The organism is Piscibacillus sp. B03, from assembly GCF_052246295.1.
Lineage (GTDB): Bacteria > Bacillota > Bacilli > Bacillales > Alkalibacillaceae > Piscibacillus.
Genome location: NZ_JBQQCO010000017.1, coordinates 37,699 through 54,238, shown reverse-complemented (window position 1 = coordinate 54,238; position 16,540 = coordinate 37,699). Strand labels below are relative to the sequence as shown.

16 protein-coding genes are annotated in these 16,540 nt (G+C 43.7%); 5 read left to right on the top strand and 11 right to left on the bottom strand.

Going from position 1 to position 16,540, the window contains the following annotated elements:
- Nucleotide 1 precedes the first annotated feature (1 nt).
- From ACTWQB_RS12110 to ACTWQB_RS12095, 4 genes are read right to left on the bottom strand one after another with little or no spacing between them, the layout of a single operon-like run.
- Nucleotides 2-718, bottom strand: a complete 717-nt coding sequence (locus ACTWQB_RS12110) for a DUF6063 family protein (RefSeq protein WP_443139448.1) — start codon at nt 716-718, stop codon at nt 2-4.
- On the bottom strand, nt 719-2,218 hold the full coding sequence (locus tag ACTWQB_RS12105; protein WP_443139447.1) for a hypothetical protein: 1,500 nt from the start codon (nt 2,216-2,218) through the stop codon (nt 719-721).
- Entirely contained in the window at nt 2,211-3,251 is a 1,041-nt protein-coding gene (locus ACTWQB_RS12100) for a Wadjet anti-phage system protein JetD domain-containing protein (protein ID WP_443139446.1), read from the bottom strand. Before ACTWQB_RS12100 ends, ACTWQB_RS12105 begins: the two co-directional genes overlap by 8 nt.
- Nucleotides 3,252-3,303: 52 nt before the next feature.
- Nucleotides 3,304-3,756 (bottom strand): hypothetical protein, encoded by a 453-nt coding sequence (locus tag ACTWQB_RS12095; RefSeq protein ID WP_443139445.1) that lies wholly within the window; start codon nt 3,754-3,756, stop codon nt 3,304-3,306.
- Between the two features lie 115 nt (nt 3,757-3,871).
- Here ACTWQB_RS12095 and ACTWQB_RS12090 point away from each other — a divergent pair, with 115 nt between their 5' ends.
- The 3 genes from ACTWQB_RS12090 to ACTWQB_RS12080 all read left to right on the top strand — a co-directional run bounded on the left by ACTWQB_RS12090 (nt 3,872) and on the right by ACTWQB_RS12080 (nt 6,124).
- Nucleotides 3,872-4,231 (top strand): hypothetical protein, encoded by a 360-nt coding sequence (locus ACTWQB_RS12090; RefSeq protein WP_443139444.1) that lies wholly within the window; start codon nt 3,872-3,874, stop codon nt 4,229-4,231.
- Between the two features lie 133 nt (nt 4,232-4,364).
- Nucleotides 4,365-4,646, top strand: coding sequence for a hypothetical protein (locus tag ACTWQB_RS12085; protein ID WP_443139443.1), 282 nt, complete (start codon nt 4,365-4,367; stop codon nt 4,644-4,646).
- 146 nt (nt 4,647-4,792) lie between these two features.
- Nucleotides 4,793-6,124, top strand: a complete 1,332-nt coding sequence (locus ACTWQB_RS12080; protein WP_443139442.1) for a short-chain fatty acid transporter — start codon at nt 4,793-4,795, stop codon at nt 6,122-6,124.
- A gap of 251 nt (nt 6,125-6,375) precedes the next feature.
- Here ACTWQB_RS12080 and ACTWQB_RS12075 read toward each other — a convergent pair whose 3' ends face one another.
- Entirely contained in the window at nt 6,376-7,260 is an 885-nt protein-coding gene (locus ACTWQB_RS12075) for a DMT family transporter (protein WP_443139441.1), read from the bottom strand.
- 146 nt (nt 7,261-7,406) lie between these two features.
- On the opposite strand from ACTWQB_RS12075, the gene ACTWQB_RS12070 reads away from it, so the two are divergent.
- Both ACTWQB_RS12070 and ACTWQB_RS12065 read left to right on the top strand, forming a co-directional pair.
- Nucleotides 7,407-8,447 (top strand): SDR family NAD(P)-dependent oxidoreductase, encoded by a 1,041-nt coding sequence (locus ACTWQB_RS12070; protein ID WP_443139440.1) that lies wholly within the window; start codon nt 7,407-7,409, stop codon nt 8,445-8,447.
- Nucleotides 8,448-8,465: 18 nt separating this feature from the next.
- Nucleotides 8,466-9,257 carry a carbon-nitrogen family hydrolase gene (locus ACTWQB_RS12065; protein WP_443139439.1) on the top strand — a complete coding sequence of 264 codons (792 nt, stop codon included), beginning with the start codon at nt 8,466-8,468 and terminating at the stop codon, nt 9,255-9,257.
- 92 nt (nt 9,258-9,349) lie between these two features.
- On the opposite strand, the gene ACTWQB_RS12060 is transcribed toward ACTWQB_RS12065, so the two are convergent.
- From ACTWQB_RS12060 to ACTWQB_RS12035, 6 genes are all read right to left on the bottom strand, one after another.
- Entirely contained in the window at nt 9,350-10,213 is an 864-nt protein-coding gene (locus ACTWQB_RS12060; protein ID WP_443139438.1) for a DUF1028 domain-containing protein, read from the bottom strand.
- 931 nt (nt 10,214-11,144) lie between these two features.
- Nucleotides 11,145-12,119, bottom strand: a complete 975-nt coding sequence (locus ACTWQB_RS12055; RefSeq protein WP_443139437.1) for an ABC transporter ATP-binding protein — start codon at nt 12,117-12,119, stop codon at nt 11,145-11,147.
- Complete coding sequence (locus tag ACTWQB_RS12050; protein ID WP_443139436.1) at nt 12,094-13,092, bottom strand: ABC transporter ATP-binding protein; 999 nt, start codon at nt 13,090-13,092, stop codon at nt 12,094-12,096. Before ACTWQB_RS12050 ends, ACTWQB_RS12055 begins: the two co-directional genes overlap by 26 nt.
- Before the next feature lie 8 nt (nt 13,093-13,100).
- Complete coding sequence (locus ACTWQB_RS12045) at nt 13,101-14,633, bottom strand: glutathione ABC transporter substrate-binding protein (protein WP_443139467.1); 1,533 nt, start codon at nt 14,631-14,633, stop codon at nt 13,101-13,103.
- Between the two features lie 36 nt (nt 14,634-14,669).
- Nucleotides 14,670-15,560, bottom strand: a complete 891-nt coding sequence (locus ACTWQB_RS12040) for an ABC transporter permease (protein WP_443139435.1) — start codon at nt 15,558-15,560, stop codon at nt 14,670-14,672.
- A 15-nt stretch (nt 15,561-15,575) separates the two neighbouring features.
- The gene (locus tag ACTWQB_RS12035) at nt 15,576-16,517 is read right to left on the bottom strand and encodes an ABC transporter permease (protein ID WP_443139434.1); all 942 of its coding nucleotides are present in this window, start codon (nt 16,515-16,517) and stop codon (nt 15,576-15,578) included.
- Between the last annotated feature and the right edge of the window lie 23 nt (nt 16,518-16,540).

Below are 16,540 nucleotides of genomic sequence, written 5' to 3'. Positions count from 1 at the left end.
GTTACTCACTTCCTTCCAATATTAACTGTTTCACTTCTTGATATCTCCGCTGGTTTTGATAATACGATTCCACTCGTTCAAACAACTCATCTTTTGGAAAAATATGATGGATGTCCTCCATTTCGGTAATGTGAACGAGTCCTTCATCCTTCAGTAGTTTCATTGCCGTCATAATAATCCCGATTCGCGTCCGTCTATTCGGTCTTTGATCACGTTCATCTAAAGTCTCAAGATTATGCCATAGCGTAATAATCTCATTCATCGCAATCCCTTTTTCCTTACTAAACTCAGGGTTCTCATTCAATGTTTGCTCCCACTGCTGAATTAGCTTCGACACTTGTTGTTCGATGACATAGTACGTGATCCCTTCACGCTTCCGCTTCCATTTAGACGCCACACTCTGATCAATTTCGGCCAAATACGTCATAATAATCATCGAAATCAAGTTGAATTTTTTCTTATTTTCAACATCAGGATATTTAGACTTCAAATGGGAAAAATGCGTCGCAAACACGGACCCATCAGGTTTGGTGACGAGATGAAGTTTTGTTTGAGTTTCAATAATATAGGTCTTGGATTCGTCTGCCATCACGTTAACGGCTGAGCGGACATCCGGTTCAGAATACTGCTTGAAACGCTCATCCTCATCCGTCAGTACTTTTTGGTCTAATAACGTAAAAAAGATATTCGACGCAATCTTCATCGTTTCCACATCCATCTAGTTCATCTCCTTGATTTTCAATTTAAATGGCGTCATTTTTGTTCCATACCAGTGAAACACAGGTGCATCCGGGTCGTATTCGGTATAAATCCCGCAACCGTACAATTGTTCAAACTTACGATTTCGTTTTACGAGCTCAATCATTAACTTCTCTCGCTCATCATTCCACGCATCCTCATCCATCACCCGGATCGTTAACGGGGATTGGTCAAACAACATCCAAAGCTCATATGTAATACGCTCTTCAAACCATTGATCCTGCAAATCTAGTGGCAGTTCTTTTAACCGCGTCAAGGAAAACTCACCAGAGTCTAGTAGTCCTTGGAAAACAGGCTCCCACGCTGCGGCAACCGATTCCCAATCCACTTCTTCCCTATTAAACTCTTCTTCCTCATCTTTCACGTCTGTCTCGTCTTCTTCAAACACTCGTTCAATAATTTCTTGCTCATCCCAAACCCATTCTAGCGGCAATATAAATTCATGTTGCGGCGAAAACAGTGAATTCACTAAAGCGTGCACAGGCTCGAAATCCGTAATCCCTTTCTGCACCACCCACTCTTCATAAATCGTTTCTTTAAATGACATTTTTGATTGTTCCCAAAATAACGACGGATTCTCCGTTTTAAAACGCATTTCAATTTCGATGTTTTGGATGACTAATCTCGCAAACCGATCGTGCAAACGCCTGGACAACTCAACCTGTTCCTGAAGCTCAAATAACTCTTTCCGAACATTCTCGCTTAGGCCATCCGTCTGCGCTTTTTCGACTAATGACAACATTGTCTTGAAATACTTACTTTCTTCCTCAAACTGCGATTCAATCTCATTACGTCGAGATTCCCTCTGCTTATTTTCATCAGACACAAGCAATCTAGGATCTTGTAAAATTTCATTCTTAAACATTTCCTCATCACGAATAAAACGCTTAACCTTGGCAATCAAGTTCGTCTGGTTATCCGTGGCTTTTCTAAAATTACCGTTTTTAATCAACTGAATACTATAAAGCTGCTCGACACTAATCGAGTACTCTTCCGTAATCTCACGACTCATAAACACCATTTCCTGAGCCGCATCCGATAATTTATAAATCACCTTTCGATTCGATTCCAAATCGGTAAAATATTCATCCGTCACCAAATAACGAAACGTCTGTGTCTCCCACGCCTTATTCTCTGGCACGAACACCTCCGCTTCGAACGGTCGATTCATTTTTTCATCACCAAAATACAACAGCCCATTTCTCATCCGTTCAATCTGCTCAGGACTCGCCTCAAGCCCCATATCTTTCACGACCTGTTGGACAATATAATAAATCGACTGCTTGTCCCGCTCCAAACTCTCATCAATTTCACGGAAAAACACCTCTAAAATCGTCCGAAACAAAATCGAAGGAACATAAGGATTGAGGTGCTCGCCAATATTCATCCCTTTTCCTAGCATGAAAAAAGGATTTAAGCGCTTCATACGCTCTTCAAATTTATTCCAAGGATTAATCACAATCTGACACCTGCCAACTCTCGACTGTAATCACTTCTTGAGGGATCCGTTCGTGACGCTCCCAAAGGTCGATGATGTGTGTCCTGAGATCACCTGTCACAAATTCAAGGAAACGGTCTCTCAATCTCTCATTTTCATTCTGCCCCTTAACGTCATTCGCCAACCGTTTAAAACGCAACATTTGTTGATAGATTTCTAGAGCTAATTGAAAATCTTCATGCTCATACCTGTTCACTAATCGCGCGAAAATATTATATCCCTCTGGATCCAGGTCACCTACATAATAAAACTGAAACGCCTGGCCAGGAAAATGATCATAATAGAATTGAAAACTACTTTCGATTTTCTTCCCCTCACCATAGATCAACATCTGATAATCAAGCTCATTCCGATTTAATAACGTCACACCCGTATGAAAAAACGATAGATTCTCAACGATCAGAACCCGCTTGACTTGATTGATATCTGTGCCTGGTTTCAAGTAATATACAAACGGTTCTCCGTAACTCACCGCCTTAATGTCATCCAAGGAGAGCTTAAGCCTGTTTAAGATGCCCCGTTTTTCCTTCGTGACCGCCTTCTCATCTCCGAATAATTCCAAACTTCTCTCCGCAACCGACACATACTCACGGTTATGTTTATTTTTTAAAAAATGATAGATGTTTAATATGCGATTCCACTCTTGTTCAGACTGAAACTCGGGATTTTGGTCATAGAAGGATAAGTTGAGCAGATCTTGAACCTGCATCTTTTGCACACCTGTCCACTGAGGCTCGTGAACTGGAGGCATTAACCAGAAAAAACGAGGAAGAGCCGGGGACTTACCGTTTTCTGCCTTTGACTTAAGCGGCACTAATACCTCATCATGCTGCATACTCATCATCACGTCGTAAAACGCTTGATAACCACCCATTCCGTAATAATCCGGCACACGCGTACGAACACTTTTTTCCAATTCAATCATATCAATCTTCTTCTTCGACTTTTGGGGCCTTAACTGATCTAGAAGCTCCCTCGTCACCTGTTCAATCATATATGTACCTACCTTTAATTCTTCATAATTTTCTATTATTCTACCATATTTTTTAAATTAAGAGGAAGCCAGTCGGCAAGGGCCGACTGGCAACATTTTTGATTTTGTGGCTACGCCAAGGTAACAGGGGTTCGCCCAAGTCGGGCCTGATTTCGCCGAGGTGGGATGAGATTTCGCCGAAGCGGGGCGTGATCTCGCCAAACTCGAGCTTAATCTCGCTGAACTCGAGCCTTATCTCGCCAATCTCGAGCATAATCTCGCCGAACTCGAGCGTAATCTCGCCAAAACCGAGCATAATCTCGCTGAACTCGAGCCTTATCTCGCCAAACTCGAGCATAATCTCGCTGAACTCGAGCCTTATCTCGCCAATCTCGAGCTTAATCTCCCCGAATCCGAGCATAATCTCGCCGATCTCGAGCATAATCTCGCTGAACTCGAGCCTTATCTCGCCAATCTCGAGCATAATCTCGCCAAACCCGAGCATAATCTCGCCGAACCCGAGCATAATCTCGCCAAACCCGGGCCTGATCTCGCCATGAAATGCAAACGATATCTAGTTCGGCTTTTAATCATCGTTCATAACTAGTATACTAGACGCATTAAATCTTAAGGATGATCTTATGAGCCGACAAAAATTAGAACACCAAGTCGAACATCACACCAAGCAACTTTTATACGAAAAAGGTTATGTCAGTCCGGTCGATTTACTGATCAAAATGGACAGGCTGAAGCCTAAACAAGTGGAGGATTGGCGGCGCAAACGTGTACCTTACCTTGAACGAGTGGTGGCCGGCAATTTAAACAAGCTGAATATAATCTTAAGCACGTTGAGTCAGATAGCTAAGCAACAAAATCTTAAGCCTTCCCAAACACATTACCAATCTTGGGGAAAAGGGCCTAAGCAATCACTACGTTTTTCAAAATCAGGCCAACCACAAGTTGAGAGACTGTATGCAACTCATTATATTAGTAAAAACTAAGCTAAATTTAGAATGGAGGTAAATCATGAAGATTAATATCACAAAGAACAATACCGACAATTATTAGATCTAGTTACTTTAGGAAATTCACGAGGTTTATCAATATATTTTATCTTTTGCGAAAGACTTTCACATGGACCACTTGGTAGAGCAATCGAAGAAATATGATGAATACTATCCTACCAAAGAGTACGAGGAACAATTTATTAATTACGTTAATCAATATGACAACGATTCCTTCTGGGGAGAGCTTCCAATCAGACTTGCTAATAGAGATATTGAAGAATCTGGAGAAACATTTGAGACACATGAAGAAGCCATGCAACATCGTTTTCAAGTAGAATCAACCTATGAAGATGAATTTGAAGAACATGGTATCAAACGATTAAGAATCCAAAAAAGTGACCAAGACTAAGGTCACTTTTTTTAATGCTTGAAAATTTTACGGATTTTTAAGAAAACTAAGAATAATCATTTGAACAACCTCTTAAGATTAAATATAATGAGAAACAGACTTTCTAGTGAAAGCGTTTTCTCAAAATACATCTTAGGAGGGAATTTATGTTAAAGGGATTAACGTCTTTCTTTAACCGCATTGTCCAGCGGTATTTACCGGACGCATTTTTATTCGCTATTATTTTAACATTTATTGTGTACGTGCTTGGTGTTTTCTTCACTAGCAGTGGGCCGTCTCAAATGGTCAATCATTGGGGAACTGGGTTCTGGAATTTGCTTCAATTCGCCATGCAGATGTCCTTAATCGTTGTCACGGGTTACATACTAGCTAACACCCCGTTTGTGAAAGGACTTTTGCAACGAATTAGTACGTTAGCCAATACGCCCGGTCAAGGAATTTTGCTCGTAACGATTGTCGCGTCGATTGCTTGTTTAATCAACTATGGTTTCGGGCTAGTCGTTGGTGCGCTTCTTGCACTTCATGTCGCGAAACGAATCCCGACGATTGACTACCGACTACTGATCGCAGCTGCTTACAGTGGCTTTCTTCTATGGCACGGCGGGATGTCAGGCTCGATTCCATTAACGATTGCGACAGACGATCACTTTTTAATCGACATGATTGGTAGCATTCCGATTACACAAACTATTTTCGGTGGCATGAACTTATTTATTGTTATCTTTCTATTAGTCACGTTGCCACTCATGAACTGGTTGATGAACCGTTCGAATGATTACACGGGCACCATCGACTCAGAGTTCTTAAATGAACAAATGGCTGATGTGGAAGAAGCAGCGACTACCGAAGCAGCTTCTACTCCAGCTGAAAAACTTGAAAATAGTAGAATTGTTTCCATGCTAATCGGCCTTCTTGGTCTCGTATTTATCGTGTTCCACTTTGCCAATAATGGACTCGACATCAACATCAATATCGTCAACTTCATTATGTTATTCCTAGGAATTCTACTACACGGAACACCTCGTCGCTTCTTGAATACTGTAAGTGATGCGGTAAAAAACGCGGGCGGCATCATCATCCAGTTCCCATTCTACGCGGGAATCATGGGCATGATGGTCGAGTCAGGCCTTTCAGAACAGATGTCACTTTGGTTCGTAAGCATTTCAAATGAAGTAACGTACCCACTATTCGCTTTCATCAGCGCGGGTATTGTGAACTTCTTTGTTCCATCAGGCGGAGGTCAGTGGGCTGTTCAAGCTCCGATTATGATCCCAGCTTCAATTGATTTAGGTGTGGATACCGCAAAAACAGCCATGGCTGTGGCTTGGGGTGACGCGTGGACGAACATGATCCAACCGTTCTGGGCACTTCCGCTACTTGCGATCGCAGGGCTTAAAGTTAAAGACATCATGGGCTTTTGTATGGTCATTCTGCTCTACAGCTTTATCCCAATCGCATTTGCGTTATTAATCTTTTAAACTAGTAAAGACTTCCGGCAACTGCTGGAAGTCTTTTTGTTTAATGAAGCGCCGACTGGCCTCTATTGTAATATGTTTCGCCAAACTTGAGCCGGGTTTCGCCAAAGTGGAGTGAGGTCTCGCCAATCTTGGTCAACCTTTCGCCTAAATCAGGTGAGGTCTCGCCAAAGTTAGGCTACGTTTCGCCAAACCCCAGCAACCTTTCGCCAATATTGTGCATACTTTCGCCAATCTCCAGCACGCGCCCAAACTCACTTCCTCACACTCGCCAAAAACACGCCGCTCAGAATCAACCCAGCACCTAACACTACGCTCATCGTCACCACTTCATCCAGCAGCAACCACCCGAAAAACAGCCCGAACACGGGAACTAATAACGACGGCATGGTGGCCCCAATCATATCCAAGCTCCCTAGCAACATGAACCAAACGGTGAAACACAGCGCACTTGCCAGCACACCGGTAAAGAGTACATAGTAAACACTCTCAGGCGTCCATGTGATCGACTCCCCGCCTTCAACAAACCACGCAACCAGCCCGATTCCAATTGTACCGAACAACATCTGGTAAGCATTGACCTGAAGCTTCGACAGTACACTTAACTTCAAACGATAATACACGTTCGATGCGCCCCACGACACGGCGGATAAAATAATGAGCAGCTCTCCGATGATGACGTCCGCCGACTGATGGCTAAGCGCATCCGCTCCCATGACAATCAACAATCCTACAACGCCAAGTCCTACGCCTCCCCATCGAACAGCTGAAATCCGCTCTCTAAGAAAAATAGCCGCTAGTAACCCGCTCCATAATGGCATGGAATATAACAATAACGACGACTTCCCTGCATCTATAAATCTCAACGCATACATGACTAAAATAAACACGATACTAGTTTGCAAGATTCCAACGACCATTAAATGAGGCATCGCTTCACGTGGCGGCCACCCCACTCTCATTAACCAAACAATCACCATCATCGTGGCACCCCCAGTCACAAAACGCAAAGCCGAGAACGTAAATGGCCCCATAAATTGTAGCGCATCTTTCATGAGCACCCATGAATATCCCCATAACACCGTGATCACTAAAATCAGCAACCATTGGACCCACTTTTGCTTCATCCATTGCTCCATCTCAAACGTCTCCTAATTAAAAATTCATTACCAACCATTATCAATTAATTTTTTCAAGATATCAACAAACTAGTTTTCAGTTGCCCGGACCTTGTCAACCCGTTATAATGTGATGTGCAATGACAACGTCCATCGGGAGAGATTTTATGCGTATTTTAATCACAGGGTCGACTGGCTTTTTAGGAGAAAAGTTAGCTGAAAACCTTTTAAAACAAGGTCATCATTTATATTTAATTGTTCGAAGTCAACCAAAAGCAGATACTTTATTAAAAAGTCTTCATTCATATAAGGAAAATATTACTTTTCTACTGGGCAACCTAGCTGATGAAAAACTGGGGATGAGCGATGACACGATTCAAGAGCTAACAGGACAAGTTGATGTTATTTACCATACAGCAGCGCTTCTAAGCTTTGATGAATCTAAGCGCGAGGAATTGGTTCACGTGAACGTCAACGGTACAAAAAATGTGTTGGCCTTCGCGGACCGCATAAACATTAAACGTTTCATCCATGTCAGCACAGCTTATACACTTGGCACGCGTGACACAGGTGTCGAGGAGCTTTACCCTGAAACACAGGATTTCCGCAATTCGTATGAGGAAACGAAGGCGAAAGCCGAGCACCTCGTTATGTCATACAAAGAAAAATTTGACGTCTTAGTAATGAGACCAGCGATTATTATTGGCGATTCTGATACAGGTGAAGCGAAAACGACATTCGGTCTTTACGGCATCATTCGTACGATTCAAATTTTGAAGAAAAAGTCTGAGCGTAAGTCGAGTGACCATATGTACCGACTTGTATTAAACGAAAATTCAGTGTCGAACCTCGTGCCTGTCGATTACGTCGTTCGCGTACTGACGTTAGGGTTAACACATGGCCAGACCAAAACCGTCTACAACATCACGAACCCGAACCCGCCAACGAACAAAATGACGTTTAACGCGATCGTAAACGCGTTAAATTTTGATAAAGTGAAATTAATTCCAAACGAAGAAAAACACACGTTAACTCAAGAGGAACTCAACATGCACAAGCCAATTGAGGTGTTTAAAGAATACTTGAATACGTCAGTGAGGTTTGAAGATAACAACACTCAGAACTTACTGAAGGAACATGGCTTCGAGCCACTGAATATGAATCAAAAAATGTTAGAACGAATTGTCGGGGGGTTTATCAATAAATAAAATAGGCAGGTGCTTTTGATGAAATTCTCAATCTATCAAATGGATATCATTTCAGGACAGCCTGATGAAAATAGACAACGCGTGGCCAATTGGCTTGAAAAAGATATGCAAGATAATCAGCCAGACACCGTTGTTTTGCCAGAAATGTGGACGACAGCTTACACGTTACCTGAATTAGACGGCTTGGCTGATGAAGACGGACATCCGACCATTCCGTTTTTACAAAATCTAGCCAAAAAACACCACGTCAACATTATCGGCGGGTCCATCGCGAATAAAAAAGACGGTGGAATCTACAACACGGCTATGGTTGTAAATCGTAAAGGTGAGCTTATCTATGAGTATGACAAGGTGCATCTGGTTCCGATGTTAGATGAGCATAAGTTTTTATCGGGTGGCCAAAATGCTCCGGAAGTATTTGAACTAGATGGACTGAAGTTCGGACTCATTATCTGTTACGACCTCAGATTCCCGGAACTCATCAGACCACTCGCACTCGACGGAGCCCAAGTCCTATGCGCTGTTGCTGAATGGCCATCAGCACGCAAGAACCACTGGCGAACGCTACAAATCGCACGTGCCATTGAGAACCAAATGTATGTGGTGTCTGGCAATCGTGTCGGCAGCTATGACGGAACCGATTTCGCCGGTCACTCGATGGCAGTAGATCCTTGGGGAGACGTCTTATCGGAAGGCTCAGACGACCAGGAACAGGTCGTCACCCTTTCCCTTGATTTAGAAAAAGTCGACCAAGTTCGAAAAGACGTGCCGATTTTTGATAGTCGCGTGCCTAAGATTTATAAGCAATAGTTTTTGCGTATCACGCGCAAAAACCTCATTCTATTTAAAACCAGAGAAACTCCCGCTACGGCGGGAGTTTCTCTTATATATCACAAGGGGGGTTAATTTTTTCCTACTATATAATAGTAGAGTTCTAAATCAATCTTACCTGATTCTTGCTCACGTTCTTCAAAGTTTTCGGTATGGATATAGTTACGGAATGCTTCATCAAAATCTCCGCCTTCATCTAAAAAACCTAATTCTGCTAGCTTCTTAGATAAAGCAAACTTCTTCTCATCATCCAACTCGACAATGTTTTCTTCCTTAGGACGGTTAAAATATAACTGATGCAAACGATAGATTCGCTCGAGCTCGTCAATCGGCGTCTCGTGCTCGTCCACACGTAGATCTAAGTAACGATCGTTGTACCCACCATAACCGCCTTTTTCTTTTACGATATAAATTGCAGCTGACTGCATACCGCGCTTGTCGCCACCAGCCTTCTGCGCCGCGTGAAGACACGCGATTAATCGCTCGGGTAAAGGCTTGCCTTCCGACTGTTCAAATGTTTCGGCCATTGCGGTGACGGTGTCTTCTCCAACTAGAATGTTACCTTGAGCCGCATAGTTCTTCCCTGCTCGTCCACCTGCCCAGTCATAGCAACCATCACCAGTAAACGTCGCAGAATTACCATTGAAGTCCACGACCCCAACCTGACGCATCGACGCATCCGGATCGTTTTCGACTAAAGCATCAATAGCCTCTTGAGCCGTTTTACCTTCCTTGAGTAACGCCAAACCATCCGGACCGAACGCCGTATTCGCCAATGACTGCGTCGCCACCGCTCCAACATTCGCCTCCGCCCATGGAACAACCGCGCCCACTCCTAGGAGCTTCGACTGCGTCGCAACGCCAAGTTCCCCAGTGTTCGGATCAAATCCTACGATTGAAAACGTTGCAACCAGATTTTTAGGTGTTTTACCCATATCTATACCTCCTTCCTTTCATTATAACGTTTAATTGTTGATAAGTAACTTCGATTTGTACATTGAATTTGCTCAATTGTAGATTGGTAGTTTCATATTGGCGATTGGGAGCGCTCGTTTGTCGATTGGAGAGCCCCGTTTGTCGATTGGGAACGCTCTTCTTTCGATTAGCGTGCTCCAATTGTCGATTGGGAACGCTCGTTTATCGATTGGAGAGCCCCGATTGTCGATTGGGAACGCTCTTCTGTCGATTGGCGAGCCCCGATTGTCGATTGGGAACGTTCTTCTTTCGATTAGCGTGCTCCAATTGTCGATTGGGAACGCTCGTTTATCGATTGGAGAGCCCCGATTGGCGATTAGGAACGCTCGTTTATCGATTGGAGAGCCCCGATTGTCGATTGGGAACGTTCTATTGTCGATTGGCAGCCCCGAAATGTAGATTGACGAGCTCCGATTGCCGATTGGGAAAACTCATTTATCGATTGGCAGTCCTGAAATGTAGATTGGGATCGCTCATTTGTCGATTGGCGAACTCCAATGTTGATTGGGAGCGCTCGTTTGTCGATTGGCGAGCCCCGTTTGTCGATTGGGAACGCTCTTCTTTCGATTAGCGTGCTCCAATTGTCGATTGGGAACGCTCTTTCGTCGATTGGCAGCTCACTAATGTTGATTGGAACCGCTCGTTTGTCAATTGACGAGCTTCAAATGTTAATTGGGAGCGCTCTTTCGTCGATTGGCGACCTCCGATTGTCGATTGGGAACGTTCTATTGTCGATTGGCGAGCCCCGATTGTCGATTGGGAACGTTCTATTGTCGATTGGCAGCCCCGAAATGTAGATTGGCGTGCTCCAATTGTCGAATGGAACAGCTCAACTATCGATTAGGCGCACAGAATTGTCGATAGAAGCCACTCTTACAACAATTAACCAACCTACCCGCGCTCATGACACGCGACATAATGGTTCGGTCTGACCTCGCGCCATTCGGGCTTCACCTCTTTACATACTTCGGTGGCGATTGGACAACGCGTATGGAATGGGCAGCCTGTTGGTGGTTCGCTTGGGCTTGGGAGATCTCCTTTTAACTCAATCTTGTTTCGTTCAAGTCCTGGCACGGGTCTCGGAATCGCCGACAATAAAGCTTCTGTATAAGGGTGAATCGGGTTCTCAAACAACTCATCAACCGGCGCCCACTCGACCATGTTGCCTAAATACATGACCAGCACCTTATTACAAAAGTGGCGCACAACACCCAAGTCGTGTGAGATAAACAGATACGTCAGGTCGTACTCTTCCTGTAGTTCTTTCAACAATTTAATGACCTGTGCTTGTACCGACACGTCCAGCGCTGATACGGCTTCGTCACAGACGATCATCTCAGGGTTCAATGCTATAGCACGTGCAATCCCGATTCGTTGGCGCTGCCCGCCACTAAACTGGTGCGGGTATTTATAGTAGTGCGTTTCGTCCAAACCGACTTCTCGCAACAACTTAATCGCCTTTTCCTTACGCTCTTCCTTCGATAAGTCCGTATGAACGACAAACGGTTCTTCTAGCGTGTCGCCCACTCGTTGACGCGGATCCAACGAAGCGAAAGGATCCTGGAAAATCATCTGCATGTCGTGTTTGAACTTTTTAAGCTGCCGCTCGCTTAAATTAGTAATATTTTCACCCTTAAACCAAATCTCACCACTAGTAGGCTCTTCCAAACGTAAAATCGTCCGCCCAAGTGTCGACTTCCCGCAACCGGATTCACCAACAATGCCAACTGAATCACCTTCGTTCACGTCAATCGAAACATCATTGACCGCATAGACATGATTCCTCACTCGCTTCAACAAACCACCGCGTACAGGGAAATGTTTATTTAACTGATCGAGTTTAAGTATAGTTTGCTGTTCGCTCATCTTGTGATTCCTCCTGTAACCAGCATCTGACGGCATGACCGTCTCCTACATTGAATTTCGGTGGTGATTGACTGCGGCATTTTTCCGTCGCAAATTCGCAACGATCATAGAACCGGCACCCGACTATTTCTTCTTTCAAACTAGGTAGTGATCCTGGAATAGGCTCTAAGTTATGATCCGCATCATCAACATTCGGGACCGATTTTAGCAGCCCTTTCGTATAAGGATGTTGTGGGTTATTAAAAATTGTCTCAACATCTGCTTCTTCAATTTTTTCACCCGCATACATCACCATGACGCGGTCGGCTACCTCTGCGACCACTCCCATATCGTGGGTGATCATGACGACGCCCATGTTGAACTTTTTCTTTAAATCATCGATTAAATCTAGTATTTGCGATTGAATCGTCACATCTAGTGCGGTCGTTGGCTCATCGGCAATCAACAATTTCGGGTTACAAGCTAAGGCGATTGCAATCATCACACGTTGTCTCATCCCGCCACTTAACTCGTGAGGGAATTGGTTCATTCGTTTCTCTGGTGACGGAATCCCTACTTGGTTTAAAAGTTCAATCCCTCGTTTGGTCGCTTCCTTTTTCGATAGTCCTTCATGAATTCTTAATGGCTCACGGATTTGAAATCCGATTGTAAACACAGGGTTCAACGCTGTCATCGGTTCTTGGAAAATCATTGAGATCTCATTTCCACGAATTTGGCGCATTTCTTCATCCTTTAAACCTGTCAATTCACGACCATAAAAACGAACTGACCCATCGACGATTTGACCGTTTTTAGGGAGCAATTGCATGACGGACAACGAGGTAATACTTTTTCCACAACCAGATTCACCAACGATGCATAGCGTTTCGCCTTGGTCAACGGAAAAAGAAACCCCACGAACAGCTGTGAGGTCCCCATCAGCTGTTCGAAAGGAAGTAACTAGATTGTTGACGTCTAATATATGCTCTGTCATTACCATCCCTACTCTCTAGTAACTTGGTATAGTTCCCAGCTTCCTGTTGGTGAAAGCTCTAGCCCTTTAACAGAATCTACTACTGCACCTGCAATCACACCATGGTGCATTGGAACGACTGGTGCGTCTTGTAAAAGAACTTCGTTAGCTTCAGCAATCAGCTGTTGACGTTCTTCTTGGTCAGTCGTATTACGTGAAGCATCCACTAATTGATCGAATTCTTCGTTTGAATATCTCATTCTATTAGACGCTCCAACGTTGTCTGAATGTAGGTTCGGGTAAAGAAGTTCACTACCATCACCTGTGACATTCGACCAACCCATAAAGGTTAGTTCAAAATTACCTTCAGCTGTCATATCTAAGAATGTGCCCCACTCAATCATTTCCATCTCAACGTTAATCCCAACTTCACCTAATTGCGCTTGTACGATTTCAGCCATGTTGATGTACATGTCACGGTTCGCCACTAACATGTGGTATGTTTGATCACCAAACCCATTCTCTTCAATGATTTCCTGAGCTTTCTCTGGGTCATAATCATAGCCTGCATCCTCAGCACCTTCATCATATCCAAAAACTTGTGGGCCGACGAAACTGTTAGAGCGAACACCTAATCCATCTAACGAGTCAACATACGCATCACGGTCAATCGCATGTGCTAGTGCTTTTCTAAACTCAGGATTGTTCATCGGTTCTTTTTCCATGTTAAAACCGAGGTAATAAACAGGTGTTCCTTCTTTAGTTAATAGTTCAATTGAATCATTACCTTCTAAACGAGCTGTGTGCTCAGACGTCACACCGTCAATAAAGTCAACTTCACCTGTTTCCATCATAGAAATGGCTGTTGAAACAGATGGCACAACCTTGAATGTCACTTGTTCTAGATCTGCTTCGCCTCTCCAGTAGTCTGGATTCTTTTCTAACACAATCTCGTCGCCTTTCGTCCACTCAACAAACTGGAATGGACCTGTTCCAACTGGATCTTCATTAATGTTGCCATTCTGATCTGCTTCAGGACTTACGATTGCTGCATTCGAATGTGATAAGGCCGCTAGCATCGCGCCGTATGGTTCTTCCGTCTTAATGACGACCGTATATTCATCTTCTACTTCAATGCTTTCAACTGGTGCTAAAAGCGATGCACGCGGTGCCGCACGGTCTGGATCTAAAAATGTTTCAAACGTATACTTAACTGCCTCAGCGTTAAAAGGTGTCCCGTCCTGGAATTCGATATCTTCTTTTAACTTAATTACCCAAGTGTTGTCATCTGGGTTTTCATAAGACTCTGCTAAACGCGGTTCAATTTCTCCTGTTTCCGCATTTCTTACAAAAAGAGTTTCATAGACTTGCTCGATGACATGTGATGATACACTGTCATTCGTATCAATTGGAGATAACCCTGGTGCATCTGATGTTGTGGCGTATGTAAGAGTTTGATCGACATCACCACCATCTCCACCTTCTTGTCCACTATTTCCTTCTGGTTGACTCTCGCTTCCTCCACTACAAGCCGCTAATACTAGAACTCCCATAGCGACCATACTTAGTAAAAATTTCTTCACTTTAAGTCCTCCTTTTTAATTCAAATCCATATTTGGATCTAATGCATCTCTTAATCCATCACCGACAACGTTAAACGCGAACACAACGAGCATAATCGCGATCCCTGGCACAATTGTCATATGAGGTGATGTCCACATATAATCCTGACCAGCTGCAATCATCGCGCCCCATTCAGGCGTCGGCGGTTGAGCACCGAGTCCTAAATAGCTTAACGACGACGTCGATAAAATCGCTGTTGCCATACGCATGGTCGAAAATACAATAATCGGTGCCGTTATATTCGGCAAAATATGTTTAAACATAATCCGTCGGTCACTAGAACCGAGTGATCGTTGTGCTAAGATGTACTCTTCCTTCTTCGCTGATAAAACACTTCCGCGAACAATTCTTGCGCAGTTTGGAATCGACCAAATACTAATCGCAATCACAACGTTTACTAAGCTTGTCCCAAGAATTGCAATGATTAACATCGCTAGTAAAATTCCTGGGAATGAGAAAAGTAAATCCATAAAACGCATGATCACAGCGTCTAATTTTTTATAATAGCCGGATAGTAATCCTAAAATCACACCGCCAATGAGCCCTAATGCAACTGACCCAAGTCCAACGAGAATCGAGATTCGAGCTCCGTAGACAATTCGGCTCCACATGTCACGCCCATAGTTATCTGTTCCTAGCCAGTGCCCTTCTGAACCAACGGGCAACTCCCGAGCAGTTAAATTCTGAGCATCCGGTGCGTAGCCAGTCAATAAAGGTGCGAAGACGGCAAGAATGATTTGAATGATGATGATAACCATTCCAACGACGGCCAATTTGTTTTTCATCATTCGTTTAAACGTATCCTTAACGACGCTATCTTTCTCTATGTTTTTAATACTTCCAGCAGTTGCTGTTTGTGTTGACATCTCAACTCCCCCCTTTTAGTCATAACTGATTCTTGGATCGATGAAGGCATACACAATATCAACAATTAAATTCACGACAACGAATAAGCTTGCAACAAGTAAGACTGATCCTTGCACCATCGGAAAGTCACGATTCGCAATCGCATCAATCATTAAACGACCAACCCCATTAATTGCGAAAACTTGTTCCGTAATGATCGTGCCGCCTAATAAGAAACCAAAATTCATCCCGATGACGGTGATCACTGGAATCATGGCGTTTCTCATACAATGGACGAACACGACGATTTTCTCTTTAACACCTTTAGCCCTGGCCGTTCTAACGTAATCAGAACGTATGACTTCGAGCATTGAAGACCTTGTCATTCTGGCGATTAGAGCTGCTGACCCTGTCCCAAGTGTGATGGCTGGTAGGGCTAACTCTTTCATTCCTTGTGCTGTCCAGAACGGTGCGCTTAATCCACCAGCCGGAAACCATTGAAGGTTAACCGCAAAAATTAAGATTAAAATCGTCCCTAACCAGAAGTTCGGGATGGAGATTCCAGCTAAGGCTCCAGTTGTTGTAAAAACATCCAACCAAGAGTTTTGCTTTAACGCTGAAATAATCCCTGCGACCACGCCAATGATGACGGCGACAATCATACTCGCAATCGCTAGATTAAGAGTGTTAGGGAACCTGGTTGCAATAGCAGCGTTCACCGATTCGTTAGATTGATAGGAATAACCTAAGTCACCTTGTAGAACGCCAACTAAGTAGTCCCAGTATTGAACCAATACGGGTCGATCTAACCCGAGGTTCGTACGAATACTTTCGATATCCGATGCTGAAGCTGTCGGTCCACCAATGATTCGAGCAGGATCACCAGGGGCGAAATGCATGCTCATAAAGACGATAAATGAGATCCCTATAAGCAAGAAGAACATTTGCACAAACCTCGAAACGATTAAATTTAACACAATCTCTTACCCCCTTTACTGAT

What these genes read in the sequence shown, in the direction of transcription:
- ACTWQB_RS12040 (WP_443139435.1), bottom strand. Translation starts at nt 15,560, where the DNA reads ATGTCAACACAAACAGCAACTGCTGGAAGTATTAAAAACATAGAGAAA.
- ACTWQB_RS12045 (WP_443139467.1), bottom strand. Translation starts at nt 14,633, where the DNA reads ATGGTCGCTATGGGAGTTCTAGTATTAGCGGCTTGTAGTGGAGGAAGC.
- ACTWQB_RS12080 (WP_443139442.1), top strand. Translation starts at nt 4,793, where the DNA reads ATGTTAAAGGGATTAACGTCTTTCTTTAACCGCATTGTCCAGCGGTAT.
- ACTWQB_RS12075 (WP_443139441.1), bottom strand. Translation starts at nt 7,260, where the DNA reads ATGGAGCAATGGATGAAGCAAAAGTGGGTCCAATGGTTGCTGATTTTA.
- ACTWQB_RS12055 (WP_443139437.1), bottom strand. Translation starts at nt 12,119, where the DNA reads ATGAGCGAACAGCAAACTATACTTAAACTCGATCAGTTAAATAAACAT.
- ACTWQB_RS12070 (WP_443139440.1), top strand. Translation starts at nt 7,407, where the DNA reads ATGCGTATTTTAATCACAGGGTCGACTGGCTTTTTAGGAGAAAAGTTA.
- ACTWQB_RS12060 (WP_443139438.1), bottom strand. Translation starts at nt 10,213, where the DNA reads ATGGGTAAAACACCTAAAAATCTGGTTGCAACGTTTTCAATCGTAGGA.
- ACTWQB_RS12095 (WP_443139445.1), bottom strand. Translation starts at nt 3,756, where the DNA reads ATGCTCGGGTTCGGCGAGATTATGCTCGGGTTTGGCGAGATTATGCTC.
- ACTWQB_RS12050 (WP_443139436.1), bottom strand. Translation starts at nt 13,092, where the DNA reads ATGACAGAGCATATATTAGACGTCAACAATCTAGTTACTTCCTTTCGA.
- ACTWQB_RS12085 (WP_443139443.1), top strand. Translation starts at nt 4,365, where the DNA reads ATGGACCACTTGGTAGAGCAATCGAAGAAATATGATGAATACTATCCT.
- ACTWQB_RS12100 (WP_443139446.1), bottom strand. Translation starts at nt 3,251, where the DNA reads ATGATTGAACAGGTGACGAGGGAGCTTCTAGATCAGTTAAGGCCCCAA.
- ACTWQB_RS12090 (WP_443139444.1), top strand. Translation starts at nt 3,872, where the DNA reads ATGAGCCGACAAAAATTAGAACACCAAGTCGAACATCACACCAAGCAA.
- ACTWQB_RS12065 (WP_443139439.1), top strand. Translation starts at nt 8,466, where the DNA reads ATGAAATTCTCAATCTATCAAATGGATATCATTTCAGGACAGCCTGAT.
- ACTWQB_RS12110 (WP_443139448.1), bottom strand. Translation starts at nt 718, where the DNA reads ATGGATGTGGAAACGATGAAGATTGCGTCGAATATCTTTTTTACGTTA.